We start from the raw sequence: 24,975 nt of genomic DNA on the forward strand, positions 1-24,975 counted from the left end.
GCCGAGACAGTGGGTTTAACCCGCTGTCTCGGCGCCGGAGTGCTGTCTCGCGGGTCAGGGGTGGTGGGGGGTCATTCGGCGGCGCGGGCCAGACGGTGCGACCGTCGGCCGGGGACGCTCTCGGACCACCCGCGGCGGATCACTCCGACGGCGTCACGGGCGAGCTCGAGCCCATCGGCGTACGGCGCCCGCCAGATCGAGAGCGCGTCGGCGGCGGGGCCGGCGAGCGGGCGCGAGAACGCCTCGACGCCCCAGCGACCGTCGTAGCCGGCATCCAGCGCATCGCGCACGATCCCCGCGATGTCGACCGCGCCGGTGCCGAGCGGACCGCGGCCCGACTGCCCGAGCTCGAGGTAGCGCAGGCGCGGCAGCGCCCGGCGGATCGCCGCCATCGCGTCGGCCTCCTCGATGGCCATGTGGAACGTGTCGAGGTGCACGCCGAGGTGCGACGAGCCGCTGTCGTCGACGTAGGCCATGGCCTGCGCCGCCGTGTTGATCGCGGACTCCTCGTAGCGGTTGAGCACCTCGAAGGTCAGCTGGACCCCGCGCGCCGCCGCCTCGTCGGCGACCGTACCCACCGCCCGCGCGCTCTCGCGCAGCAGTGCCGCGTCGAGCGGCGTGGCGGGGCGCCCGAACAGCCCGTACGGCACCCCGTTGAGCTGATCGGCCCCGAGACGCTCCGCCCATCGGATGCTTCGCCGCAGCCGTTCGATCCCGGCCCGGCGCACGTCGGCATCCGGGGACGAGACGTCGGCGTCGGGGGACTGACCGCACATCGCGATCGGCCGCATCCCTGCCTGCGCGAACGCGTCCGCGAGGGGCGCGGCGTCGGTCGTCTCGGTGTCGAGCGGCGGCAGCACCGCCCGGCGGTAGCCCATCTCGCGCAGGTCACGCAGGACCGGCACGAGATGGGCCGGCGCGAGGTCCGGGGTGATCGCCGACAGGTGGCACGCCAGATCCAGATCCATCGTGCGCCTCAGAACACGGGCAGGTCGAGACGCTGCTTGAACACCGAGTAGCCGTCGTCGACGCTCACCACGGTGCCGTTGATCGCGTTGGCCTCATCGGATGCGAGGAAGGCCACGACGTCCGCGATCTCCTCGGGCGCCGTCATCTTGTTGCGCAGCTGCTCGGAGGCGAAGGTCGCCTTGAGCTCGTCGCTGAACTGGTTGATGATCGGCGTGCCGACCCGCCCGGGGGTGATCGCCACCGCGCGGATGCCGTACTCGGCCAGCTCGTACGCCGCCGACCGGGTGAACGAGATGACGGCGGCCTTGGCGGCGCTGTACGTGAACGACAGCTCGGCGGCCTGTTCGCCGTAGATCGAGGATGTCGAGATGATGACGCCGCCCGTGCCCTGGGCGCGGAACTGACGGCCCGCCGCGAGGATGCCGTAGTAGACGCCGTCCTGGTCGATGCGGATGATCGGCTCGTAGTCCGCGACGGGGTCGTGGTCGAGCAGGGGCTTCCCGCCCGCGATGCCGGCGTTGTTGAAGATGACATCCAGCGCCCCGAACGTCTCGACGGCGTGGGCCACGGCCGCCTCCACCTCGGCGTACACCGAGACGTCGACGCGGACGGCCGAGGTGGCGCCGGGAGACCCCGACGCCGTGATCTCGTTGACGACCTGCTGCGCCTGAGCGAGGTTGATGTCGGCGATGACGACCTTCGCCCCCTCTCGCACGAACTTCTCGACGGTCGCCCGACCGATACCGCTGGCGCCGCCCGTGATGAGCGCGACTTTGCCTTCTAGCCTCATGATGAGAAATCTCCTTCGTCAGGGGTGTGCCGGCGTGGAGGGCTCCACGCCGGCACGGCGTGTGGATTCGTCAGAATCCGGTGTGGGACAGGGCGAGCGCACCGCCGTCGACGGCGAGGACCGCCCCGGTGATGAACGACGACGCCGGGGCGACGAGGAACAGCATGGGGCCCTGGATCTCCGCCATCGTCCCCATCCGCGCGAGGGGGATGGTGCCCGCCCACACGGCCTCGAACTCGGGCGAGATCTCGGTCTTGCCGTCGCCGATGCGGGTGCCCTTGAACGGACCGGGTGCGATCGCGTTCACGCGGATGCCGCGGGGCGCGAGCTCCAGCGCGAGCTGGCGGACGAGGTTGAGAATCCCCGCCTTCGTCGTGACATACGCGTACGAGACCATGGGGTCCGTCCGCAGCCCCGCCGTCGAGGCGGTGACGAGGATCCTGCCGCCGGATTCGAGCACCCGCGCCGCAGCGCGGACGGTCTCGAACGTCCCGGTGAGGTTGGTGGCGAGGACCTCGTCCCATTCCGCATCCGTGTACTGCGCGATGCGGCCCTCGCCCAGGTAGCTCTCGCCCCCGGCGATGCCCGCGTTCGCGACGACCACGGTGGGGCGGCCGACCTCGGCGGTGATCCGCTCGAAGACGGCGTCCACCGCGCCGCGCACGGCGACGTCGACCGCGTACCCGTGGGCGGTGCCCCCGGCCGCGACGATCCCCGCCGCGACCTGGTGCACCCGCTCCTCGCTCCGTCCGAGGACGACGACCGTCGCCCCGGCGGCGGCGTAGACCTCCGCCGCCGCCTGACCGATGCCGCTGGAGGCACCCGTCACGACGACGATGTCGCCGGTCAGGTCCAGCAGCGCCGAGGTGTCGGCCGAATGTGCAGCGCTCATCGTCCGTGCCCGCGTCAGAGCGTCGGCTCGTAGGACGCGACGTTGCTGCGATCGATCAGCTGCCCGTCGAGCGGGATGTAGTTGACCTCCGGCAGCGTCGCCGTGTCGCGGTAGTCGTTCATCAGGTCGATGATCTGGTCGACGACCTTGACCCAGTCCTGGGCGACCGATGCGTACATGGGTCCGTTCTTCGCGATCTCGACGGCGGTCTCGCCGAGCGCGTCGACGCCGGTCACGTAGATGTCGTCGCGACCCGCCTCGGTGATGGCCCGCGCCGCACCGAGCGCCGCGTCGTCCCAGCCCACCCAGACGCCGTCGAGGCCCTCGGGGTTGGCCTGCAGGTAGTCGGTGACGAAGTTCAGCGCCTCGGTGCGTCCCGTCCCCGGGTCGAGGGCCTGCTTCATCCCGCCGCCGGCGATGATGGCCCCGGCTCCCTCGAGCTTGTCCAGGGCCAGGTTCGAGCGCGTCTGGATGCCGATGTGCGGGTCGTGGCCGATGACCATGACGTTCTTGCCCTCGAGTCCGCCCATGGCCTCCTCGAGCGCGCCGACGGTCAGATCGGCGGTCACCTCCTGGCTGAAGGTGATGTCCACGACGAAGTCGTCGTTGGGCTCCACGCCGCCGTCGATCGAGAAGATCGGGATGCCGGCCTCCTGCGCCGCCTGCACGAGCGGGGCGATCTGACGCGGGTCCGGGAACCCGGCGAGGATGGCGTCGGCGCCCTGCTGGATGGCGGTCTGGACGTCGCTGTTGATCTTGTCGTAGTCGAAGGCGCTCGTGTACAGCGTGACTTCCCAGTTCTCCTGGGCGTTGCCCTTCTCGACGAACTCGTCGAGCGTCAGCTTGCCGCCGGGGGTGGCGTAGCCGGCGGTGAAGGCCGCGACCCGGAAGACGCCGTCGTCTCCGAGTCCGTCGGTCTTACCCTCGGCGCTCGTGCCGCCCTCGGATGCCCCGGTGGTCACCGAGCATCCGGTGAGCGCCACCGCGGCGGCGAAGGCGAGCACGACGGCCGTGCGGCGGCCCTTGGTGAATACAGTGCGCATGAGCGAACTCCTTTGTCGAGATTCGTACTGTGTGGGTGGGATCGCCGGGACGGGGGTGCCCCGGCGAGAGGGGATGTCGGGAGGGGCGGAGCGCGGTGCGTCGTCGCTACGCGTTCTTCTGCTTGAGCCCCGACAGGAGCACGGCGGCGATGATGATCACGCCGATGAGCACCTGCTGGATGTAGGTGTTGACGCCGATGATGTTGAGGCCGTTCTGGACGACGCCGATGATCGCGACGCCGACGATCGTGCCGCCGATGTTCGCCTGCCCCGACCGCAGCAGGGTCATGCCGAGGAACACGGCGGCGACCGCGAACATCATCAGGTCGTTGGCGCTGGAGGAGCCGGCGCTTCCCAACCGGCTGACCAGGACGATGCCGCCCAGGCCCGAGAGGAAGCCCGCGACCACGAACGCCAGCAGGCGGGTGGAGCGCACGCTGACGCCCGAGAGCCGCGCGACCTCGGAGTTGCCGCCGATCGCGTACCAGCGGCGTCCGATCGTGGTGAACCGCAGCACCGCCCAGGCGATGAGGGCGATGGCGATGGCGTACACGACCGGGAACGGCACGCCGTTGATCCGGGACTGCCCGAGGAAGCCGAACTCCTCCGGCCAGCCGTACAGGGTCGTCCCGCCGGTGACGATCAGCGCGAGCCCGCCGACGGTGGTCATCGTGGCCAGCGTCGCGACGAAGGCCGAGAGGTTGAGGTAGGCGACCAGGATGCCGTTCACCAGGCCCACCAGCGTTCCCACCACCAGCGCGAGCACGATCGCCAGCGGCACCGGCGTGCCGGCGATCATGAGCGCGGCGGCCGACGCCCCCGACAGGGTGGCCGTCGTGCCGACCGACAGGTCGAAGTCGCCGACGACCATGACGAAGGTCTGTGCGACCGCGATGATCGTGAGGATCGCGACCTGGTTCAGGATGTTGGTCATGTTGCCGGCGGTGAGGAACACCCCGTTGCCGGCGACCGTGAACACGATGACCAGGACGACGAGCGCGATGACCGTGCTCCCCTGCCAGACCCACTGCAGCGGCGAGGAGCGTTCCCGCTCCACCGCGGCGATCGTGAGAGTGTCTGTCTTCGCCATGTCAGGCGTCCCTTCCATATGCGTACGTGAGGAGGAGCTCGTCATCGGCGACGTCCGCGTCGACTTCGCCGGAGATGCGCCCCTCGTGCATCACGAGGATCCGATCCGAGAGCCCGATCAGTTCGGGCAGTTCACTGGAGACGGCGACGACCGCCGTACCCGTTGCCGCGAGTTCGCGGATGAGGCGGTAGATCTCCGCCTTGGTCCCCACGTCGATTCCTCGCGTGGGTTCGTCCATGAGCAGCACCCGGGGGTTGCGCGCGAGCATCTTCGCCAGCACGACCTTCTGCTGGTTGCCGCCCGAGAGCTGCCCGACGGGCTGGCGGACGCTGCGTGCCTTGATCTGCAGGTCCGACATCGCCTGCTTCGCCAGATGCACGATGCGTCTGCCCGACACGATGCCGCCGGGGCTGACCGTCTTCAGGTTCGCGATCGCGATGTTGTCGGCGATCGGCGCCGACAGGATCACGCCCTGCGCGCGGCGCTCCTCGGGAACGAGCGCGATCCCGGCGTCGAGCGCGCGACCCACGCCGCGGCCGACCACGGCGTCGCCGCCGACGCGCACCGTGCCCGCCGACTGCTTCTGGGCTCCGGCGAGCAGGCGCAGCAGCTCGCTGCGCCCCGATCCCGCCAGCCCGCCGACACCGACGACCTCGCCGGCGCGCACCTGGAACGACACATCGCTGACGCGCCGGCCCGACAGACCCTCGACCGACAGGACCACGTCGCCCGTGCCGCCGCCGCGCTCGGGATACAGCTCGTTCTGCTCGCGACCGACCATCGTCGAGATGACGTCGTCGATCGAGGTGTCGGACACATCCTTGGTCACGATCGTCCGGCCGTTGCGCATCACCGTCAGGCGGTCGCACAGGGCGAACACCTCTTCGAGGCGGTGCGAGACGTAGACGATGGCGACGCCCTCGTCGCGCAGGCTCCGCAGCACCGTGAAGAGCCCCTCGATCTCGGTGTCGGTGAGCGCGGCGGTCGGCTCGTCCAGGATGAGCACCTTGGCGTCGATCGACAGCGCGCGGGCGACGGCCACCATCGTCTGCTGGACGGGCGAGAGCCCTCCCGCGAGCCGGCGGAGGTTGATCCTCTGGCCGAGGCGGTCCAGCTGGGCGCGCGCGTGGGCGCGGAGCTCCTTCCAGCGCACGAATCCGAGGGTCGACGGGGCGTCCTCCCCCAGCACGATGTTCTCGGCGACGCTGATCGTCGGCACGATCGAGAGCTCCTGGTAGAGCGCCACGACGCCGGCCCGGTGCGCCGCGCGGACGGTCGGGAAGTCGACGGGCTCGCCCGCGACCAGCACCTCGCCCCGGTCCTGCTGGTACAGCCCGGTGATGATCTTGATGAGCGTCGACTTGCCCGCACCGTTCTCGCCGAGAAGCGCGTGGATCTCGCCCGGCCGCACCTGGAGGTCGATTCCCCGGAGGGCCTGGACGCCGTCGAAGTGCTTGGTGATCTCTCGCACCTCGAGGATCGGCGCGACGGAGGGCAGCGCGGGGGCGGTTTCGGTGAGAACGCTCATCGCCGCACCTCCTCGTCGATCCGGTTGCAGCGGATGACGACCTTGGGATGGGCGCCGCTGACGTGCACGGCGAACGCCTCGACCGCGTCCTCGATGTCGAAGACGGCCTCGGTCAGCTCGCTCACGTCCAGGTGCGGCAGGACCTGGAGCGCGCGGGGGAAGGCGTAGGGCGAGACGAAGACACCGGTCAGGGTGAGCTCCTTCGTATAGAGGTAGTCCGTCAGGTTGAGCGGCATCGCGAAATCGTGCGGGTACATCGCCCCGTAGACCACGGTCGCGCCCTTGGCGGCGAGGTCGAGGAGCCCGGTGACCGCGCGCGTCGACCCCGACGCATCCACCACGACGTCGAACCCACGGCCGCCGGTGATCTGGTCGGCACGCTCGAGCTGGTTCTCGCCGACGGGGTCGATGACGTGCTCGGCACCGTGCCGGAGCGCCATCTCACGCCGCTCCGCGATGGGCTCGATGAGGGTGAGCGAGGTCGCGCCGTGCATCTTGAGCACCTGCAGCGCGAGCTGGCCGATCGGTCCGCCCCCGCAGATCGCCACGCGGTCGCCGACCTTGATGTTCGTCTTGTCGGCGATCCGCACGGCGACCGAGGTCGGCTCGAGGATCGCGCCCTGGAGCAGCGACACGTCGTCGGGCAGGCGGTAGACCTGCGACTCGTGCCAGGTGACGGTCTCGGCCATCCCCGGGCGGTTGTACTCCTGGATGTTCTCGCAGAACTGCTGCTTGCCCTCCTGGCACGGGCGACACGTCCCGCAGAAGCGCAGGAAGTTGCCCGCCACGCGGTCGCCGATCGACAGTCCGTTACGGGTCGCGCGCTCTCCCAGCGCCTCGACGACACCGGACAGCTCGTGTCCGAGCCCGATCGGCACGTCCGTGCCGAAGAAGCCCTCGGCGAGGTGCGGATCGGAGCCGCAGATGGCCGAGTACGCGACGCGGATGCGCACGTCCTCGGGCCCGAGCTCCTGATCGGGGAAGTCCACGACGCCGATGCGTCCTCGTGTGCTCTCGTCGGGGTCGCGGAGACTCCCGATCCTGGTCACGGCTACAGTTCTCATTCGTCTCTCCGTTGAGCGCTCATGGTGGGTCAGTCCGCGGCGGCGATGACGCGCCGGAGGGCGGCGACCGTGTGGGCCAGTCCGTAGCCGTGCTTGTTGCGCAGCTCCTCGTCGTCGCCGAACCCGGCATACACCTGCGGGATGCCGAGGCGCTCGAACGCGTTCAAGTGCAGGCCGTTGTCGGCGACGACATCGGCGACCCGCGTCGCGAGGCCGCCGTAGGCGAGGTGGTCCTCGAGGACGACGAAGCGACCGTCGGTCTCCGCGGCGGAGCGGATGACGAGCTCCTGGTCGATGGGCTTCAGCGTCCACATGTCGACGACGCGCACGCTCCGGCCGTCCTTGGCGAGCTCATCGGCCGCATCCAGCGCCTGCGCCACCGTCGTGCCGTGCGTGAAGATCGTCGCGTCGGTGCCCTCCCGGGCGATGATGCCCTTGCCGATGCGCACCTCGTGCTGGCCGGGCTCGTAGAGCACCTTGTCCTTCTTGCCGACGGCGAGCCGGATGTAGATGGGTCCCTGCATCGCCATCGACTGGCGCAGCACCTCGCCGACCATCAGCGGGTCGCCGATCGAGGTGACCGTCATGTTGGTCAGCGCGCCCATCAGCGTGAGGTCCTCGACGGCGTAGTGCGTCGAGCCGCCGTTGCCGACGAGCCCGCCGTGGGTGCCGATGATCTTGACCGGCAGGTTCGGGTAGCAGACGTCGGTGCGGATCTGCTCGAGCGCTCGCATCGACAGGAAGGGGAGCATGCCGGACACCACCGGGATGTTGCCGTCGTAGGCCAGTCCCGCGGCGATGCCGACGCACGCCTGCTCGGCGAGGCCCACATCGACGAACCGGTCGGGGAAGGCGTCGCGGAACTCCGTCAGCGACTGCCCGATGTCGGGGGTGAGGACGAAGAGGTTGTCGTTCTGCTCCCCCAGCTCCGCCAGGGTCGCGCCGATCACGGAGCGGGCCGAGAGCATCTCTCCGAATGTGAACGTCGTGGGCATCAGACACTCTCCTTCTCGCGCGTCGCGCGCAGGGCCGCCATCGCGCGCTCGAGGTCGGCCGCTCCCAGCGACCCCGCGTGCCACGCCAGGTTCCGTTCCATGAAGTCGACGCCCTTGCCCTTGACCGTCTCGCAGACGATCACGGTGGGGGTGTCGGAGTCGCTGTCCGGCAGGGCGTCGATCGCCGCCACCAGCGCACCCATGTCGTGTCCGTCGATGTGGACGACGTTCCATCCGAACGCGCGCCACTTGTCGGGGTACGGCTCGAGCACGACGCGCTCCTCGTCGAAGCTGGTCATGAGCTGCCGGTTGCGGTCGATGAACGCGACGAGGTTGCCGAGCCGGTTCGAGTTGGCCGCCATCGCGGCCTCCCACACCGATCCTTCGCCGGTCTCGCCGTCGCCCATCAGCGTGAACACGCGGTGCTGCTCCCCGCGGTGACGGGCGCCCAGCGCCATGCCGACCGCGAGCGGGAGCCCGTGTCCGAGCGAGCCGGTGGACGCCTCGACGCCCGGCAGCTGGACCTTGCAGGGATGCATGCCGTAGGCGCTGTCGAGGAGGCCGTAGGTCTCGACGATCCCGTCGTAGGCGAAGAATCCGCGGATGGCCATGGCGATGTACATCGCGACCGCCGCGTGACCCTTGCTGAGCACGAAGCGATCCCGCGCCGGGTTGGAGAGATCCGTCGGGTCCACGCGCAGCCCGTACTCGAACAGCGCGGTGAAGATGTCGGCCGACGAGAGATCGCCGCCCACGTGCACGGCGCCCTCGTAGGTGCCGCAGAGCTGGAGCAGCTTCGCGCGCAACTCGAACGCGAGCTCCTCGAGCTCTTCGACCGTGTGCGATCTCCCCGTTTCCAGGGTGTTCGTACTCATCACATGTCTCCTCGTTGAATGACACGGATGCCGTTTCCGACGCCGATCTCGCGCGTCGTCATCGACACTTTCTCGGTTGTCCGCTGGGCGTGCGCCTCAGGACGGGAGCGACGCTAGCACGATGCTATTTACAAGTAAACAAGAATGTATCTAAACTCGTTTACAGCTTGAAGGTGGGGCGATCAGGCCCCAGACTCGTCGACAACGCCGTTGCGCTCGTGGCGCGGCGGCTCGACCCGAGACGCTCGTCGACTCCGACGAGACCGGGAGCTCTGCTCCCGGAAGCGAACGACACACAGAGAGGTGCATGTCGAGATGACTGGAGATGTGTTGACCACCGCGGGAACGCGGACGGGCTTGTACATCGGCGGCGAGGAGCGGTTCACCGAGAACACGCTCTCGATCGCCGACCCCGCCAAACCGGGCGCGATCGTCGGCGAGGCCGCCGCCGCGTCCGAGAAGGACGTCGCGGATGCGGTCGCCGCCGCGAAGGACGCCTACCCGGCGTGGTCCGCGCTCGGGGCCACCGAACGCGCGAAGCTCATGGCGGAGGCCATTGCGGGGATCGCCGACGATCGCGATGCGGACGCCGCCATCCTGTCGCAGGAGAACGGCAAGGTGCGCTTCGAAGCGTGGGTGGACGCCCTCGTCTTCGAGATCCGCTGGAACCTGGCACTGTCGCTGGCCGACGAGGTCGACACCGCCAAGACGCTGCCGGTCATCCCCGGGGCGATCCCGGTGTCGACGGAGGTGTCGTACCAGTCGATCGGCGTCGTCACGGTGATCGTGCCGTTCAACTGGCCCATCGCGATTCTGGGCGCCGCGCTGCCCCACGCGCTGCTCGCCGGCAACACGGCGATCGTCAAGCCGCCGCCCTCGGCACCGCTGGCCACGACGCGCGTCGTGCAGCGCATCGCCGAGAAGCTGCCGCCGGGTGTGCTGAACGTCGTCACCGGTCGCGACGACCAGATGTCCGGCCTCATCCAGAACACGGATGTCGCCAAGGTCTGCTTCACCGGCTCGGTGAACGGCGGCAAGCGCATCATGGAGATGGCGTCGAAGTCCCTCACCCGGGTGACCCTCGAGCTCGGCGGCAACGACGCGGCGGTCTTCCTCGAGGACGCGATCATCGACGACGCGCACCTCGACCGGCTCTACGCCGCCGTGTACGACACGACGGGGCAGATCTGCATGAACGCCAAGCGCGTCTTCGTGCACCGGTCGCGGCTCGACGAGGTCGTCGCGGGCCTCTCGGCCCGCCTCGAGAAGGCGGTCATCGGCTACGGGCTCGACGAGGGCACCACGATGGGCCCGCTGCACCAGCCCGCGCAGAAGGCGTTCGTCGCGGAGATCATCCAGGAGGCGAAGTCGGCCGGCGCCGACGTGCGCGAGTTCGGCGAGCTGCCCGGCGGGGATCTCGCCGGCGGCAACTTCCTGCGGCCCGCGATCGTCGTGGACCCCGCGCTGGATCTGCGCGTCGTCACGCAGGAACAGTTCGGTCCCGTCATCCCCCTCATCCCGTTCGACACCGAGGACGAGGCCGTGCGCCTGGCGAACGACACCTGGGGCGGGCTGTGCGGGTCGGTCTGGACCGCCGACCCCGATGCCGCGCACCGCGTCGGCTCGCAGCTGGAATGCGGGTACGTGTGGGTCAACGATCACGGCGCCACCCGCCTGGATCTGCGCGCGCCCTTCGGCGGCATGAAGCAGTCCGGGTTCGGCCGCGAGCAGGGCATCGAGGGCGTCCGCGCCTTCCAGGACACCCGCTCGATCGCGACCATCGACCCCGAGGCGCTGGCCGCCATGGCACACTGACCGACCGACCCGCACGAGGGGGTCCGATCCGCGCGGTCGGGCCCCCTCGTGCTCCCTCTTCCCCACGAAGGAGCCGCATGCATCCCGAACACTCCGCCCCCGCATACCCGGTGGCGGACCTGGTGACCGAGCCACTCGACGAGATCATCGACCCCGAGAACTTCACGCCGCGATTGCTCGCCCTGCTCTCGAACGCCCTGGTGTGGCGCGAGTCGCACGAGCTGCGGCGGCGCTTCGGCCTCGGCACCAACGACTGGCGCGTCATCTCTGCTCTCGCCCTGCGACCCGGGGCGTCGGCGACGGAGGTCTCCGAGTTCATCGCGGTCAACAAGGCGGTCGTCTCCAAGAGCGTCACCACCCTCACCGCGCACGGCCTGATCGTGCTCGTGGACGGACCCCGCGGCTCCCGGCCGATGTATCTCACGCCGTCGGGCGCCCAGATGCACCGCGACATGCTCCCGGTCTCGATGAGCGGCCAGGACATCATCCTGGAGGGGCTCTCGGACGATCAGGTCGTCACGCTCAACGTCTGGCTGCGCGGGATGATCGACCGGGTGCGCGACGCGCCCGCCCCCGCCGACCAGACGCCGGCGCTGGCCGCCGCCGACTGACCCTCCGTGCGCCACACCCGAGGGATGCGGCGCACGGGAGTCACAGCTCGAGAACGAGCCGCGCACCCTTGCACCGCGAGACGCAGATCATCATCACCTCGGACTCCTCGCGCTCCTTCGCGTTGAGCACGGCGTCGCGGTGGTCGGGCTCGCCCTCGACCACGAACGTCTCGCAGGTGCCGCACGTACCGCCGCGGCACGACGACGGCGCGGGGATGCCGGCGGCCACCACCTTGTCGAGGATGCTCTCTCCGGGCTGCACCGTGAGGGTGCCGCCCGTGAGCGAGAGCTCCACCTCGAAGGCGTGATCCGACTCGGACGTGAGCACGTTGTCGTTCGCGAACCGTTCGACCACGAGGTCCACGCCCGCATCCGTGCACACCGTCTCGAGCTCGTCGAGCAGCCGCGACGGGCCGCACGCGAAGACCGCCGCCCCGGCCGCGTCGCCGATGATCTGCGGCAGCGCCATCCGCTGTCCCTGCGCACTGACGTAGACCCGGACGCGGTCGCCGAAGGCGGCGAGATGCGCGCCGAACGCCATCGCCCCGGGCTCACGGCCCGCGTAGTGCAGCGTCCAGTCGATCCCGGCGGCCTCGGCGGCGGCGACCATCGGCAGGATGGGGGTGATGCCGATGCCGCCGGCGACGAACACCATGCGCTCGCGCACCGCGAACGGGAACAGCGATCGGGGCTCGGAGACCCGCACCAGCTGACCGGGGCGCACGCGCTCGTGCAGATGCCTGCTGCCGCCTCCGCCCGCATCCTCCCGCAGCACGGCGATCCGGTAGGCGGAGCGATCGGCCGGGTCGCCGCACAGCGAGTACTGCCGCACGAGCGCCCCCTCGCCCGGTCGGTCGATGTGCACGTCGATGTGGGCACCGGGCGTCCACTCCGGCAGCGACTGCCCCTGGGGATCCACCAGCACGAGGCCGGCGATGCCGTCCGCCTCGTCGACCCGCGAGGCCACCTGCAGTGTCAGCATGCGCGCCCCCTCATCCGGCATCGCCGCGCGGCGTGCGGTAGTTCACGTGCTTGGCGCGCTGGATGAGCTCGTACACCCGGGTGCGCAGCTCGGCGAACTCGGGCAGCGCCCGCGTCGTCAGCTGGTCGCGTTCGTCGGGCAGCGGGATGGCGACGTCCTCGAGCACGAAGGTGGGCGCGTGCGAGAGCACGATCACCCGCTCACCGAGGTACACCGACTCGTCGATGTCGTGCGTGACGAACAGCACCGTGACCCCCAGCTGCTTCCAGAGCCGGCGGACGAGGTCTTCGAGGTCCGCGCGCGTCTGCGCGTCGACGGCGGCGAACGGCTCGTCCATGATCAGCACGTGCGGCTGGTAGGCGATCGCCCGCGCGATGGCCACGCGCTGCTGCATCCCGCCCGAGAGCTGCCACGGATACTTCTTGTGGGCGGCTGCGAGCCCCACCGCCTCGAGCGCCTCGGCGACCAGACGGGTGCGCTCGGCCTTGCCGGTGCCCTTGGCCTTCAGCGGCAGCTCGACGTTGTCGTGCACCGTCAGCCACGGATACAGGCTCCGCCCGTAGTCCTGCAGCACGACCGCCATCCCCTCCGGCGGCTCGGTGACGGCAGCGCCTTCGAGCACCACCCGCCCCGACGTGGGGGCCAGCAGTCCCGACACGCAGCGCAGGAATGTGGTCTTGCCGGCGCCGGACGGGCCGACGATGCAGACGAGCTCACCGCGCCCGATCGTGAAGTCGAGGCTGCCGATGGCCTCGACGGCGGTGCTGCCCGAGCCGTACACCTTGTGCAGCGTCTCGACCTGGAGCATGGGCTCGCGTACCTGTGCGGACATGTCTGTCACCTCTCCTGCGTCTGCATGCCGACGTACCAGCGCAGCACGCGACGCTCGACCAACGTGAACACGACGTTCGCGGCGACGCCGATGAGGCCGAGCAGGATGATCCCGCTCCACATCTCGGTCACCTGGAACAGTCGCTGGAACTGGATGATGTTGAAGCCGATGCCGTTCGTCGAGGCGAACATCTCGCTGATGACCATCATGATGATGCCGATCGAGAGGGCCTGCCGGGCGCCGACGAAGATCTTCGGGGATGCGGCCGGCACCGTGATCGTGAGCAGCCGGCGGATCCCGCCGAGCCGGTACGAGCGCGCGGTGTCGGCCTGGGTGAGGTCGATGCCGCGCACGCCCTCGATCGTGTTGATCAGGATGGGCCAGAGGCTGCCGAACGCGATGACCGTGATCTGCATGTTCGTGCCGATGCCCGTGAAGAGCATCACGATCGGAACGAGCACCGGCGGGGGGATCGCACGGAACAGCTCGAACACCGGCTCGGTGTAGAGCCGCACCCGGCGGTAGGAGCCGACGAGCACCCCCAGCAGCACAGCGATCACGAGAGCGCAGACGTACCCGATGACCAGGCGCGTGAGGCTCGGCAGCACATCGTCCGAGAGCCGCCCCTGCAGCCAGGTGTCGGGGAACACCCCGACGATCTGCCCGGGTGTCGGCCAGTAGAAGTTCTGCGACACCTCGGCCAGCAGCTGCCAGAGCGCGATCAGCACGACCGGGACGGCGAAGGTGACGAAGATCCAGCGCAGTGCTTTCATGTCAGCGCACCTCTCCCCGCACGGATGCGTGCCAGAACAGCACGCGGCGTTCGATGAGACGGGTGCCCACGTTCACGACCACGCCGAGCAGCGCCGTCACGAGCACGAGGGCGTACATCGTGGAGATCGCGGCCGACGACTGCGCCAGCGCGATCAGCTTGCCGAGTCCCGGGGAGCCGATCACGAGCTCTCCGGTGATCTCGAGGATGAGGGCGACGGCGGCCGACAGGCGGATGCCGACGATCAGGTAGGGCGTCATGCTCGGCCAGACGACCGTCCGGAGGGTCCTGGCACCGCCCAGCCGGTAGCTGCGGGCCGTGTCGAGCGCCACGCGGTCGACGTCGCGGACGCCGTAGATGACCTGCAGGAGCACCGGCCAGATGCTCGCGAACACGACCAGCAGCAGCGTCGCCTGCATCGTCGTGCCGAACAGCAGCGCGGCGATGGGCACGAGCGCGACCGAGGGGATGGGCCGCAGGAACTCGATCGTCGACGAGAGCATCCGGTCGACGACCGGCACGCTCGCGATGACGACTCCCCCGAGGATGCCGCCGACGACCGCGATCGAGAGCCCGATGCCCCATCCGAGGACGGTCGCCCCGAAGGCCTGCCAGAACGCGGGGCTCTGCAGCTGCGCCACGAGCGCACCGAGCATCTCCGACAGCGGCGGGAAGTACGTCGGGTTGACGAGCCCCAGCGACGGGAGCACCTGCAGCAGCACGGCGAGGGTGATGAGCCCCGCGGCGCCCCAGAGCACGGGTTCTCCCCGCATCCGCCGCGACGGACGCCGGGTGCGGATGGTGGTGGTGGGCGAGGTGACGGGGGCGGTCATGAGGGGCCGCCGATCTCGCGCACGATCGCGTCGAACTGCACCGCGATCGCCACGGCCCCGGGATCGGGCACCCCGACCGCGCGGGCGCCGACGTAGCTGCTGCGCCCGAGGGACGGCCTGAGCGCCGCAGTCTGCTCGGCGCCGGCGCGCGCGGCGGTCGCGGCGGCGGCGACCCGCTGGGCGGCGTCGCCGGCGCCCGAGAGCGCATCGGCGGCAGGCTGGAGGGCGTCGACCATGGTGCTGTCTCCCGGAGACGCCCCGCCGATCTCGCGGACGCGGGCGACACCGGCGGCGAACGCGCGCGCCCAGTCGGTCGCACCGGGCGCGGCGACGGCGCGCAGGTCGTCGGCCATGGCGAGCACGAGCAGGCTGTACAGCGGGCCCGATGTGCCGCCGACCTCGCGCCGCAGGATGTCGGACACCGCGCCGAGGTAGCCGGTGACGCTCGGGCTCGACCGCAGCTCGTCGGCGGCGGCGAGCACGGCCGACGCCCCGCGGGCGAGGTTCACGCCGAGATCGCCGTCGCCGACGCGGCGGTCGAGGTCGGTGAGCTCGGGCTCCGCGGCGATGAGGGCGTCGGCGATCGCGGCCACGATCGCCGCGGCCCCGCCCACGTGCGGGTCCGGTTCGCCGTCGCCCCGCAGCATCGGGGTGACAGCGGGACCCGGCACGACGGCGGGGCCGCCCTCGTCGAGCGTCGCCGTGTGCGCGGGGAACGCCGTCACGTCCGCCCGGGCACCCAGCAGCTCGATCAGTTCGGCATCGACACGGGCCACGGTGAGCGAAGCGCCCGGCATCTCGAGCGAGGTCAGGAACGGCCCCGCCCACGTCATCCGCACCCGCAGGCCCGCCGCGGCGAGCGCGCGCAGCACGTCGCCGTGGAGGATGCGCAGATCGAGATCGGGGGTGCCGCCCAGCGAGTTGACGAGCGCGACGACCTCCTCGCCCGCGCGGAGCCCCCGGTCGTCGACGACCGTCGCGACGAGCCGGCGCGCGATATCGGCGCTCGGCACGAGAGCGCCGCGTTCGACCCCCGCTTCGCCGTGGATGCCGAGGCCCCATTCGATCTCGTCGTCACCCAGCTCGAAGTTGGGCGCCGTGGCGCCCGGCGTGGTGCAGGGGCCGAGCGCCACGCCCATGCTCGCGGTGCCGGCGAGGAATCGACGCGTGAGGGCGAGGATCTCGTCCAGCGTGCGGCCCTCCTCGGCGGCGGCGCCGGCGACCTTGTGCACGAGCACGGTGCCGGTGAGCCCCCGGCGACCGGCCCTGGAGGAGTCCCCCAGAGCCGCGTCGTCGGCGACGACGATCATCTCCACCCGCGTGCCGTCCGCCCGTGCCAGCTCCGCGGCGAGCGCGAAGTTGAGGCGGTCCCCCGTGTAGTTCTTGACGATCAGAAGGACCCCGGCGGATGTGGCGACGGTCCGGATCGCGGCGTACACGGCGTCGACGGACGGGGACGTGAAGACGGGCCCGAGGACCGCGGCATCCAGCATCCCCCGGCCGACGTACCCGGCGTGCGCCGGCTCATGGCCGGATCCGCCGCCCGTGACGAGCGCGACGCGGTCGTCACGCTTGCTCGTCCCGGGGCTGCGCACGACGACGGGCCAGCCCTCGACCCGTGCGAGGTGCGGCTCGGCGCCGACGAGACCCGAGATGTAGTCCTCGATGACGTCCGCGGGGTGGTTGATGATCTTCTTCATGTGAGGGCTCCGGGCTGTCAGCCGGCCGCGACGAAGGCGCCGGCCTTCTCTGCCGCGTCGTCCGGGTCTTCGAGGGTTCCCGCATCGGCGGCGAGATCGGCGATCAGCTGCAGATCGGCCTCGCTGAGTCCCCACGTGAAGTTGGTGAGGATCATGGTGTCGATCAGTGCGGGGTCTATCTGCGTGAAGTTCGACAATTCGGCGCGCACCGCGTCGGGGTTCTCGTCGGCGTAGGCGAACGACTTCTCCAGGGCGCGGTTGAAGCGTTCGATGAGGTCGCGGTCGGTCGATGCCTTCTCGGCGGTCGTGAAGTAGAGCGCCGTGACCAGATCGGGGTCTGCCTCGGCGTACGTGCTCACGGCCAGCCGCATCCCGCCGCCCAGCAGGACGCCGAGGAACGGCTCGGCGGTCGACGCTGCGTCGATCTGTCCGGACTCGAGCGCGGCGCCCATGTCGGGAAGCGCGAGCTCGACGAAGTTCACCTTCGAGGGGTCGCCGCCGTCCTTGGTGATCGCGCTCCACAGGAACACCTCGTGGAGGCCCTTGAGCGCGTTGACGGCGACCGTCTTGCCCTCGAGGTCCTTGGCCGACTGGATGTCGCTGTCGGCCGGCACGACGACGCCGCCGTGGTCTTCGCCGACGACGCCGGTGGTGCGTCCGCCGACCGCCGTGGCCACGAGCGGGAGCCCCGAGCCGACGGCCTGCAGCAGGTTGACCGAACCGCCGTACTGGATGTCGTACTGCCCGTTGAGGAGCGCGGGGATCATCGCGGCGCTGCCCTGGCCGAACTCGATGTTGAGGGCGATGCCCTCCTCCTCGAAGTAGCCCTCGTTCTCGCCGATGTAGAGCGCGGCCACGTCGACGACCGGCACGGCTCCCACGTTCACGGTCTGCAGCTCGCCGTCGGTTGTCGCCTGGGTGGGGGCGGCGCTCCCGCCGGTGCCGCACGCGGTGAGGGCGAGGGTCAGGGCGGCGAAGCCGGTCAGCACCTTTGCTGCTCGTTTCATGATGTCTCCTGGTGGGGTGGGGGTGGTGATGGGATGGAGGGGCGCCGGGCGACGGGAGTCGCTCAGCGAAGGGTGACCCGCACGGGCAGGTCGTCGAATCCCCGGAGCCAGTTCGAGAAGAACCGCACCGGTTCGCCGACGAGTTCGATCGTGTCCACTCGTCGCGCGAGCGCTGTCAGGAGGCAGGTCGCCTCCATCCGCGCCATCATCTGACCGACGCATCCGTGGATGCCGGTCCCGAACGCCATGTGACCCGAGGGGTCTCTGGCGAGATCGTAGGTGTCGGGGTCCTGCCACCGACGGGGATCGCGGTTCGCCGCGGCCAACGCCATGACGACCTTCTCGCCGGCGCCGATCCTGACGCCGCCGATCGTCGTCTCGCGCGCGGTCGTTCGCCCGATGTAGGGGCTCGGCGCGTTCCACCGCAGCCCTTCCTCGAACGCCTTCCGCGCCAGCGTGGGGTCCTCGCGCAGGCGCGCCCACTGCGCGGGGTGCTCGATGAGACCCAGCAGCGCGAACTGGATGCCGAAGATCGTCGTGTCGATGCCGGCCGAGAGGAAGGTGCGCACCAGCATCCCCGCGTCCTCTTCGGAGATCTCGCCCTCGTCGACGAATCCGTAGATCGTGTGGCCGAGGCCCCCGGGGGCGAGCGCCTCGCGGCGCATCTGCCAGTTCACGAACGTCGCCGCCTCCTGCGCCGCCTCCGACGCGCGTCGGTACAGCTCGTTGCGCGGCCCCATGGCCTGGAAGTTGAGGTTCGAGTACGGCAGCAGATGCTCGCGACCCTCCGGGCTGAAGCCCACGGCGTCGGGCAGCACCTGCAGCGGGAAGGCCTCGGCGAGGTCCTTGGCGGCATTGAACTCCGAGGTCGCCAGCACACGATCGACGAGCGCGTCGGCACGCTCCTGGAACCCCTCGGTCAGCCGGCGCACCACGCGCTGGCTGAGCACGGAGGTCATGATCCGCCGGTACTTCGTGTGCGAGGGCGGGTCGTTCTCGAGGATCACGCTGGGCTTGCGCCAGTTCTCGGCGCGCTTCGTGTTCGTGATGCCGGTCCCCGCCGACGACTCGAAGGTCTCGTAGTCGCGGAAGACCGACTCGACCACGTCGTAACGACCGGTCATCCAGATCCCGTGGGCATCCATCCGGACGATCTCGCCGGCCTCGCGGATGGTCTCGTCGACACGGAGCGGATCGCGGAGGGCATCCATGTCGAAGGGATCGAGGTCGAGAGTCACCACCGCTGCGGGCAGGTTTGCGTCAGGCACGTCGACTCCATTGTTCGCATCGGGCTTCAGTGCGCCGATAGGTTCAGGTTAGATTTGAACCTGTTCATATGCAAACTTAATTTCGTCCTCCTAGAATCGAACTCGTCGCCCACGCCGCGACAGAGCCAGGAAAGAAGCGGATGCCGAGCATCTCCGAACCGTCCGACGCCGTCACCGCGCGCGCCCGTGCGCTGGGCCTGTCGACGGAACGCCTCGCGGTCACCATCGACCGCGACTCGTACACGCCCGCGCTGCTCGGTCTGCTCAACAACGTCCTCGTCTGGGGTGGATCGCGGGTCTTCCACCACCTGCACGGCGTCGGCACCAACGAGTGGCGCATCATCAGCGCCCTCGGCAACCATCCCGGGGCCACGGCCCGCGAGCTGTGCGCCATCCTCGGGATCAACAAGTCGATCGCGTCGAAGAGCGTCAACGTGCTGCTGACGCGCGAGCTGATCGCGCAACTCGACGGCCCGCGGGGCTCGCGCCATCTCTACCTCACCGCATCCGGCATCGAGGTCCACGACGACTTCATGCCCGTCGCGATGCGCCGGCAGGAGATCCTGCACGAGACGCTGACGCCGGCCGAGATCACGCAGCTGAACGCGCTGCTGGTGAAGATGGTCGATGCGAGCGAGTCGATGCAGGAGTACGAGAGCGAGATCCTGCGCGATCCGGCCGATCAGACCGCCGCTTCGACCGACAGCGGCGCGAACGGCACCCCCGGCGCGTAGTTGTACATGAAGAGCAGGTCGGCCTCGGGCGCGAGCGCCGTGTCGAAGACATCGGCGCCTCCCGCGGCCGACGGCGCGACCGTCACGAGCCGGAGCCCGCGCTCGGCGTCCTCGGGGTCGCGGACCCACAGCGCGCCGTCCTCGACGCGCACGTCGACGAGCGGGATCTGCAGCGCTCCGCCATGGGCGCGCAGGATGACGCCGCCCTCGGCGACGATCCGCCCGTCCGGCAGGCGACGGGCGGGCAGACGCACCCCCGCCTCGGGCGAGAACGATGCCTCGCCGACGACCTCGACCTCGAACGCCGGGTCGACGCTCATGTACGCCACGAGACTGTCGCGCACCCGCCACACGAGGGTCACTGCTTCTGCGTCCATCGCCCACCTCCATTGGTTTATCCATGAACCATAGAGGCACCTGTCACCGCCCGCGCTTCCCTTCAAGAGAAATCCCTCTTGCCATTACCTATCGACATAGGTAATGTCCTCGGCAGAGCGGCAAAGACGCCCTCCTAGAGCGGAAGGACCACGATCCGTGGCACGTACGACTCCGGCCCCCGACCCGGCCGCATCCCTCGCCTTGCTCGACGGCTTCTCGCTCGAGATGACCGGCAAAGACGTCCCCGGCCTGGAAGAGGCCCGCGATGTGATCCCCGCCGGCACCAAGATCAACGTCACGTTCCTCGGCAACGAGGACCTCGACATGCGCGTCGCCGCCGCCAAGGCGGTGAAGGACATGGGCTTCATCCCCGTCCCCCACCTGTCGGCCCGGCGCCTGTCGTCCGCGGCCGGTCTCGAGGAGTTCCTCGACCGCCTGCAGCAGGTGGGCGCGACCGAGCACGTGTTCGCCGTGGGCGGTGACCCGGCCGAGCCCGAGGGCCCCTACCCCGACTCGCTGTCGGTCATCCGTTCCGGCCTGCTCGAGAAGTACGGCGTGCGCGAGGTGTCGATCGCGGGGTACCCCGAGGGCCACCCCGACATCCCCTCGGACGTGCTGTGGCGCCACCTCGAGGACAAGTCGGCCGCCCTCGCGGATGCGGGGCTGGACGCGGTCATCCTCACCCAGTTCGCGTTCGACACCGACCCGGTCGTCGCGTGGATCGACCAGGTGCGCGCCCGCGGCATCGCGACCGAGATCCGCATCGGCACGCCCGGCCCCGCCGGCATCAAGCGCCTCATCGGCTTCGCCCGCCGCTTCGGCGTCGGCGCCAACGCCATGATCGTGAAGAAGTACGGCTTCTCGCTCACCAACCTCATGGGAACGGCCGGCCCGGACAGCTTCATCGGCGACCTCGGCGCCCTCGTCGCGCAGGAGCAGTCCCGCGGACCTGTCAAAATTCACTTCTATACGTTCGGCGGTCTGCGGGCGACATCCGAGTGGGCCCGCGACTACATCGCCGCGCAGTCCTGAGGAGAACCCGCGCATGACCCTGCACACCGAAGCCCTCCGTGATCACGCCTGCCTGATCGTGCACGGCCCCGACCAGCCCGGGCTCGTCGCGGCCGTGACCGGCCTCATCACGCGCAACAAGGCCAACATCGTCACGCTCGACCAGTACTCCGACAACCCCGAGGGCGGCGCCTTCTTCCAGCGGGTCGAGTTCCACCGCCCCGACCTGGCCGGTGCGTTCGCCGACATCGAGGCGGACCTCGAGGCGACGCTCACGCCGTACGGCATGCAGTGGCGCCTCACCGACCAGTCCGTGCCGAAGCGGATGGCGATCCTCGCCTCGACGAGCGACCACTGCCTGCTCGAGCTCCTCTGGCGCCACCGCCGCGGCGAGCTCAACGTCACCATCCCGATGGTGATCTCCAACCACACCAACACGGCGGACGACGTGCGCTCGTTCGGCATCCCGTTCTTCCACGTGCCCTCGCAGGGCCCCGACAAGGCGGCGGCCGAGGCCGAGATCGTCAAGCTGCTCGCCGGCAACGTCGACTTCGTCGTCCTGGCGCGCTACATGCAGATCCTGTCCGACGACTTCCTCGAGGGCGTCGGCGTGCCGGTGATCAACATCCACCACTCCTTCCTGCCCGCCTTCATCGGCGCCGGCCCCTACAAGAAGGCCAAGGAGCGCGGCGTCAAGCTCATCGGCGCGACCAGCCACTACGTCACCAAGGACCTCGACGAGGGCCCGATCATCGAGCAGGACGTCGCCCGCGTCGACCACTCGATGAGCGCCGCCGATCTCCAGGCCCGCGGCGCGTACGTGGAACGCGCCGTGCTCTCCCGTGCCGTGCAGTGGCACGCCGAGGACCGCGTCATCCGACACGGCAACCACACCATCGTCTTTTAGACCCCGGCGCCTCATCCGAGGCACCGTCTCCCGAGAACAGAGAGGTTCACTCGTGGCCAGCAACCTGCAGGAACTCATCGACGGCACCAACCCCGTCGAGATGCTGCGCAATTCGCAGATCGGCTCCTACATCTATCCCGTCGTTCCGGCGGACTTCCAGAACTGGATCAAGGAGCAGCAGGCCTGGCGCAACACCGCTGTCCTGTACGACCAGTCCCACCACATGGACAATGTGTTCCTCTCGGGCTCGGACGCCATCCGTCTCATCAGCGACACCGCGATCAACTCGGTCGCCAACTTCGCCGTGAACAAGGCCAAGCAGTACGTGCCCACGACCGCGTCCGGACACGTGATCGGCGACGGCATCCTCTTCCGCGAGGCGGAGGACGAGTACGTCTACGTCGGCCGCGCGCCGGCGTCGAACTGGCTGCTCTACCACGGCGAGACCGGCGGCTACGGCAACCTCGACATCTCCGTCGACCGCCGTTCGCCGTCGCGCCCGTACGGCCACCCCGTCACCCGCCAGTACTACCGCTTCCAGATCCAGGGCCCGAACGCCTGGTCGGTCATCGAGAAGCTCAACGGCGGACCCCTCGAGAAGCTCGGCTTCTTCAACATGTCCACCATGACGATCGCCGGCAAGACCGTGCGCACGCTCCGTCACGGCATGGCCGGCGCACCCGGACTCGAGATCTGGGGCCCGTACGCCGACCACGACGCCATCCGCGACGCGGTCGTCGAGGCCGGTGCCGAGTTCGGGCTGGTGCCCGTCGGATCCCGCGCGTACCCGTCGAACACGCTCGAGTCGGGATGGATCCCGTCGCCGCTGCCCGCGATCTACTCGGGCGAGGCCGAGCGCGGATACCGCGAGTGGCTGGGCGTCGACAGCTACGAGGCCACCGGCACGCTCGCCGGCTCGTTCGTCTCGGACAACATCGAGGACTACTACCTGACCCCGTGGGAGCTCGGCTACGGCTCGTTCGTGAAGTTCGACCACGACTTCATCGGTCGCGACGCGCTCGAGAAGATCGATCCCGCATCCCAGCGCAAGAAGGTCACGCTGGCGTGGAACGCCGAGGACCTGGCGAAGGTCTGGGGCTCGCTCCTCAACGTCGACGGCCCGACCTACAAGTTCTTCGACCTGCCGCTGGCCAACTACGGATCGGCCAACTACGACTCGGTCGTGGATGCGGACGGCACCGTCGTCGGCTTCTCGATGTTCACGGGCTACAGCGCCAACGAGAAGCGCGGTCTGTCGCTCGGCGTCGTCGCCCCCGACGTGCCCGAGGGCACCGAGCTGAAGGTCGTGTGGGGCGAGCCCGACGGCGGCACCTCCAAGGCCTCCGTGGAGCGTCACGAGCAGACCGAGGTCCGCGCGGTCGTCAGCCCCGTGCCGTACTCGACCGTCGCCCGCCAGACGTACCAGGGCGGATGGCGCACCGGCTACAACGACTGAGCACGACCGACCGGGGGTGACGGCGGCGACGCCGTCACCCCCGCACCGTCAACGGGGGACCGGCGGGGATCCGTCCCCGCCGGATACCCTCGACCGACGGCGGAGCACCAAGGAGGAACCGCGATGAGCCTGCGATACGCGCTGTTGGCGCTCGTGCGGGTCGGCCCGCAGTCCGGCTACGACCTGCAGAAGCAGTTCACCGTCTCGGTGGGCCACGTGTGGCACGCGCCCGACTCCCAGATCTACCCCGAACTGCGCAAGATGGAGTCCGAGGGACTCATCGAAGGCGAGGAGCAGGCCCGCGGCGAACGCGGCACCCGCCGGATGTACCACATCACCCCCGCGGGCGAGCAGGCGTTCCTCGACTGGATGGCGGCACCGCCCGAGTACCAACGCGTCCGCGATCCCGCGCACCTGCGCGCCGCCTACCTCGAATCCGCCTCCCCCGCGGATGCGCGCGCGTTCCTCCGCGCCCACATCGCGCAGTGGGAGGGTGAGCTCGGCCAGTGGGAGGGCGAGCTCCGGCGCATCGACGCCGTCGACAACCCCATGCTGCTGCGCCGCCTCGCCGTCACGGCCCCGGCCGACCGCGAGCGCACGATCGCCTACAAGCGGTTCGCCTACGAGGGTCTGGTCGAGCGGGCCCGCGGCGAGATCGCCTGGGCCACGGCGGGGCTCGATCTCGTCACGCGCCTCGACGGACCGGAGGCCGCCTCATGACCGACGTGACGACCCGCACCGACCGCGACCGCGCGGTGGCCGCCGTTCGCGAGCTCCTGCTCGCGGTCGGCGAGGACGCCGACCGCCTGGGGCTCCTGCGCACGCCCGAACGCGTCGCCGATCTCATGCTCGACCTGTTCTCGGGACTCGGGGTGGACCCCGCATCCGCTCTCGGGGCACCGGTCGCCCTCACCGAGAACGAGCAGCCGGGAGAGCTGGTCGGCATGACCGGCATCCCGTTCCGTTCGGTGTGCGAGCACCACCTGCTGCCCTTCGACGGCACGGTCGACGTCTTCTACGCCCCGAGCCATCACATCGCCGGCCTCAGCCGCATCGCATCGCTCGTCGAGCTCGCCGCCCGCCGCCCACAGCTGCAGGAGCGACTCGGCCAGCAGATCGCCGACGCGCTCATGGCGGTGCTGCGCCCCCACGGCGTCGCGGTGCGCATCGAGGCGTCGCACGGCTGCGTCGCCCACCTCGAGCCCCGCGCGGCCTCCGCCCGCGCCGTGACGGTCGCCACCGTGGGCGAGATCCCCGACGCCACCTGGCGTCTCGCCCACGCCCCCACCCCCGCCTGACCCCGCCACGGCCTGGACCCGCGAGACAGCACTTTCGCGCCGAGACAGCGGGGTAAACCCCCCCTCGCGCCGGCGCACAACAGAGACACCGGGCACGGAGAGGGTAGGCCACCGGGGCGGAGGGA

25 protein-coding genes are annotated in these 24,975 nt (G+C 69.9%); 8 read left to right on the plus strand and 17 right to left on the minus strand.

The features are described 5' to 3' along the window. Positions 1-71 precede the first annotated feature (71 nt). The 9 genes from AB0N73_RS14965 to AB0N73_RS15005 all read right to left on the minus strand — a co-directional run bounded on the left by AB0N73_RS14965 (position 72) and on the right by AB0N73_RS15005 (position 9,246). Positions 72-968, minus strand: coding sequence for a sugar phosphate isomerase/epimerase family protein (locus AB0N73_RS14965; RefSeq protein WP_363564882.1), 897 nt, complete (start codon positions 966-968; stop codon positions 72-74). An 8-nt stretch (positions 969-976) separates the two neighbouring features. Then, the gene (locus tag AB0N73_RS14970; protein ID WP_363564884.1) at positions 977-1,759 is read right to left on the minus strand and encodes an SDR family oxidoreductase; all 783 of its coding nucleotides are present in this window, start codon (positions 1,757-1,759) and stop codon (positions 977-979) included. Positions 1,760-1,829: 70 nt separating this feature from the next. After that, positions 1,830-2,651 (minus strand): SDR family NAD(P)-dependent oxidoreductase, encoded by an 822-nt coding sequence (locus tag AB0N73_RS14975; protein ID WP_363564886.1) that lies wholly within the window; start codon positions 2,649-2,651, stop codon positions 1,830-1,832. A 14-nt stretch (positions 2,652-2,665) separates the two neighbouring features. After that, on the minus strand, positions 2,666-3,694 hold the full coding sequence (locus AB0N73_RS14980) for a sugar ABC transporter substrate-binding protein (RefSeq protein WP_363564888.1): 1,029 nt from the start codon (positions 3,692-3,694) through the stop codon (positions 2,666-2,668). 106 nt (positions 3,695-3,800) lie between these two features. Next, positions 3,801-4,784, minus strand: a complete 984-nt coding sequence (locus tag AB0N73_RS14985; RefSeq protein ID WP_363564890.1) for an ABC transporter permease — start codon at positions 4,782-4,784, stop codon at positions 3,801-3,803. Position 4,785: 1 nt separating this feature from the next. Further along, entirely contained in the window at positions 4,786-6,312 is a 1,527-nt protein-coding gene (locus AB0N73_RS14990; protein WP_363564892.1) for a sugar ABC transporter ATP-binding protein, read from the minus strand. Then, entirely contained in the window at positions 6,309-7,376 is a 1,068-nt protein-coding gene (locus tag AB0N73_RS14995; RefSeq protein ID WP_363564894.1) for an alcohol dehydrogenase catalytic domain-containing protein, read from the minus strand. Before AB0N73_RS14995 ends, AB0N73_RS14990 begins: the two co-directional genes overlap by 4 nt. Positions 7,377-7,405: 29 nt before the next feature. Next, positions 7,406-8,371, minus strand: a complete 966-nt coding sequence (locus tag AB0N73_RS15000; RefSeq protein ID WP_363564897.1) for a transketolase C-terminal domain-containing protein — start codon at positions 8,369-8,371, stop codon at positions 7,406-7,408. Further along, complete coding sequence (locus tag AB0N73_RS15005) at positions 8,371-9,246, minus strand: transketolase (RefSeq protein ID WP_363564899.1); 876 nt, start codon at positions 9,244-9,246, stop codon at positions 8,371-8,373. The genes AB0N73_RS15000 and AB0N73_RS15005 overlap by 1 nt, the downstream gene beginning before the upstream one ends. Positions 9,247-9,561: 315 nt before the next feature. Between AB0N73_RS15005 and AB0N73_RS15010 the strand changes: the two genes are divergently transcribed. Continuing rightward, a complete protein-coding gene (locus AB0N73_RS15010; protein WP_363564901.1) occupies positions 9,562-11,061 on the plus strand; it encodes an aldehyde dehydrogenase family protein in 1,500 nt (499 codons plus the stop codon). 77 nt (positions 11,062-11,138) lie between these two features. Beyond that, positions 11,139-11,672 (plus strand): MarR family winged helix-turn-helix transcriptional regulator, encoded by a 534-nt coding sequence (locus AB0N73_RS15015; RefSeq protein ID WP_363564903.1) that lies wholly within the window; start codon positions 11,139-11,141, stop codon positions 11,670-11,672. Positions 11,673-11,712: 40 nt separating this feature from the next. Here the strand turns inward: AB0N73_RS15015 and AB0N73_RS15020 are convergent, their stop codons facing one another. The 7 genes from AB0N73_RS15020 to AB0N73_RS15050 all read right to left on the minus strand — a co-directional run bounded on the left by AB0N73_RS15020 (position 11,713) and on the right by AB0N73_RS15050 (position 19,066). Beyond that, positions 11,713-12,654 carry a PDR/VanB family oxidoreductase gene (locus AB0N73_RS15020; RefSeq protein WP_363564905.1) on the minus strand — a complete coding sequence of 314 codons (942 nt, stop codon included), beginning with the start codon at positions 12,652-12,654 and terminating at the stop codon, positions 11,713-11,715. Positions 12,655-12,664: 10 nt separating this feature from the next. Next, the gene (locus AB0N73_RS15025; RefSeq protein WP_363564907.1) at positions 12,665-13,486 is read right to left on the minus strand and encodes an ABC transporter ATP-binding protein; all 822 of its coding nucleotides are present in this window, start codon (positions 13,484-13,486) and stop codon (positions 12,665-12,667) included. 5 nt (positions 13,487-13,491) lie between these two features. Beyond that, on the minus strand, positions 13,492-14,259 hold the full coding sequence (locus AB0N73_RS15030) for an ABC transporter permease (RefSeq protein WP_363564909.1): 768 nt from the start codon (positions 14,257-14,259) through the stop codon (positions 13,492-13,494). Position 14,260: 1 nt separating this feature from the next. Continuing rightward, positions 14,261-15,091 (minus strand): ABC transporter permease, encoded by an 831-nt coding sequence (locus tag AB0N73_RS15035; RefSeq protein WP_363564911.1) that lies wholly within the window; start codon positions 15,089-15,091, stop codon positions 14,261-14,263. Continuing rightward, positions 15,088-16,791, minus strand: coding sequence for a dihydroxyacetone kinase family protein (locus tag AB0N73_RS15040; RefSeq protein WP_363564913.1), 1,704 nt, complete (start codon positions 16,789-16,791; stop codon positions 15,088-15,090). Before AB0N73_RS15040 ends, AB0N73_RS15035 begins: the two co-directional genes overlap by 4 nt. A gap of 17 nt (positions 16,792-16,808) precedes the next feature. Then, complete coding sequence (locus tag AB0N73_RS15045; RefSeq protein ID WP_363564915.1) at positions 16,809-17,798, minus strand: ABC transporter substrate-binding protein; 990 nt, start codon at positions 17,796-17,798, stop codon at positions 16,809-16,811. 62 nt (positions 17,799-17,860) lie between these two features. Continuing rightward, a complete protein-coding gene (locus tag AB0N73_RS15050) occupies positions 17,861-19,066 on the minus strand; it encodes a cytochrome P450 (RefSeq protein ID WP_363564917.1) in 1,206 nt (401 codons plus the stop codon). A 140-nt stretch (positions 19,067-19,206) separates the two neighbouring features. Here AB0N73_RS15050 and AB0N73_RS15055 point away from each other — a divergent pair, with 140 nt between their 5' ends. Continuing rightward, the gene (locus AB0N73_RS15055; RefSeq protein WP_363564919.1) at positions 19,207-19,800 is read left to right on the plus strand and encodes a helix-turn-helix domain-containing protein; all 594 of its coding nucleotides are present in this window, start codon (positions 19,207-19,209) and stop codon (positions 19,798-19,800) included. Here AB0N73_RS15055 and AB0N73_RS15060 read toward each other — a convergent pair. Next, a complete protein-coding gene (locus AB0N73_RS15060; protein WP_363564921.1) occupies positions 19,749-20,177 on the minus strand; it encodes a hypothetical protein in 429 nt (142 codons plus the stop codon). The genes AB0N73_RS15055 and AB0N73_RS15060 overlap by 52 nt on opposite strands. 226 nt (positions 20,178-20,403) lie before the next feature. Between AB0N73_RS15060 and AB0N73_RS15065 the strand changes: the two genes are divergently transcribed. The 5 genes from AB0N73_RS15065 to folE all read left to right on the plus strand — a co-directional run bounded on the left by AB0N73_RS15065 (position 20,404) and on the right by folE (position 24,850). Further along, on the plus strand, positions 20,404-21,210 hold the full coding sequence (locus AB0N73_RS15065; protein WP_363564931.1) for a methylenetetrahydrofolate reductase: 807 nt from the start codon (positions 20,404-20,406) through the stop codon (positions 21,208-21,210). Positions 21,211-21,223: 13 nt separating this feature from the next. Next, the gene (purU, locus tag AB0N73_RS15070) at positions 21,224-22,096 is read left to right on the plus strand and encodes a formyltetrahydrofolate deformylase (RefSeq protein WP_363564923.1); all 873 of its coding nucleotides are present in this window, start codon (positions 21,224-21,226) and stop codon (positions 22,094-22,096) included. Positions 22,097-22,148: 52 nt separating this feature from the next. After that, a complete protein-coding gene (locus AB0N73_RS15075; protein WP_363564925.1) occupies positions 22,149-23,552 on the plus strand; it encodes an aminomethyl transferase family protein in 1,404 nt (467 codons plus the stop codon). Between the two features lie 123 nt (positions 23,553-23,675). Then, the gene (locus tag AB0N73_RS15080; RefSeq protein ID WP_363564927.1) at positions 23,676-24,272 is read left to right on the plus strand and encodes a PadR family transcriptional regulator; all 597 of its coding nucleotides are present in this window, start codon (positions 23,676-23,678) and stop codon (positions 24,270-24,272) included. Further along, the gene (gene folE / locus AB0N73_RS15085) at positions 24,269-24,850 is read left to right on the plus strand and encodes a GTP cyclohydrolase I (RefSeq protein WP_363564929.1); all 582 of its coding nucleotides are present in this window, start codon (positions 24,269-24,271) and stop codon (positions 24,848-24,850) included. Before AB0N73_RS15080 ends, folE begins: the two co-directional genes overlap by 4 nt. Positions 24,851-24,975 lie beyond the last annotated feature (125 nt).

Source organism: Microbacterium sp. NPDC089189 (assembly GCF_040685095.1).
Classification (GTDB): Bacteria; Actinomycetota; Actinomycetes; order Actinomycetales; family Microbacteriaceae; genus Microbacterium.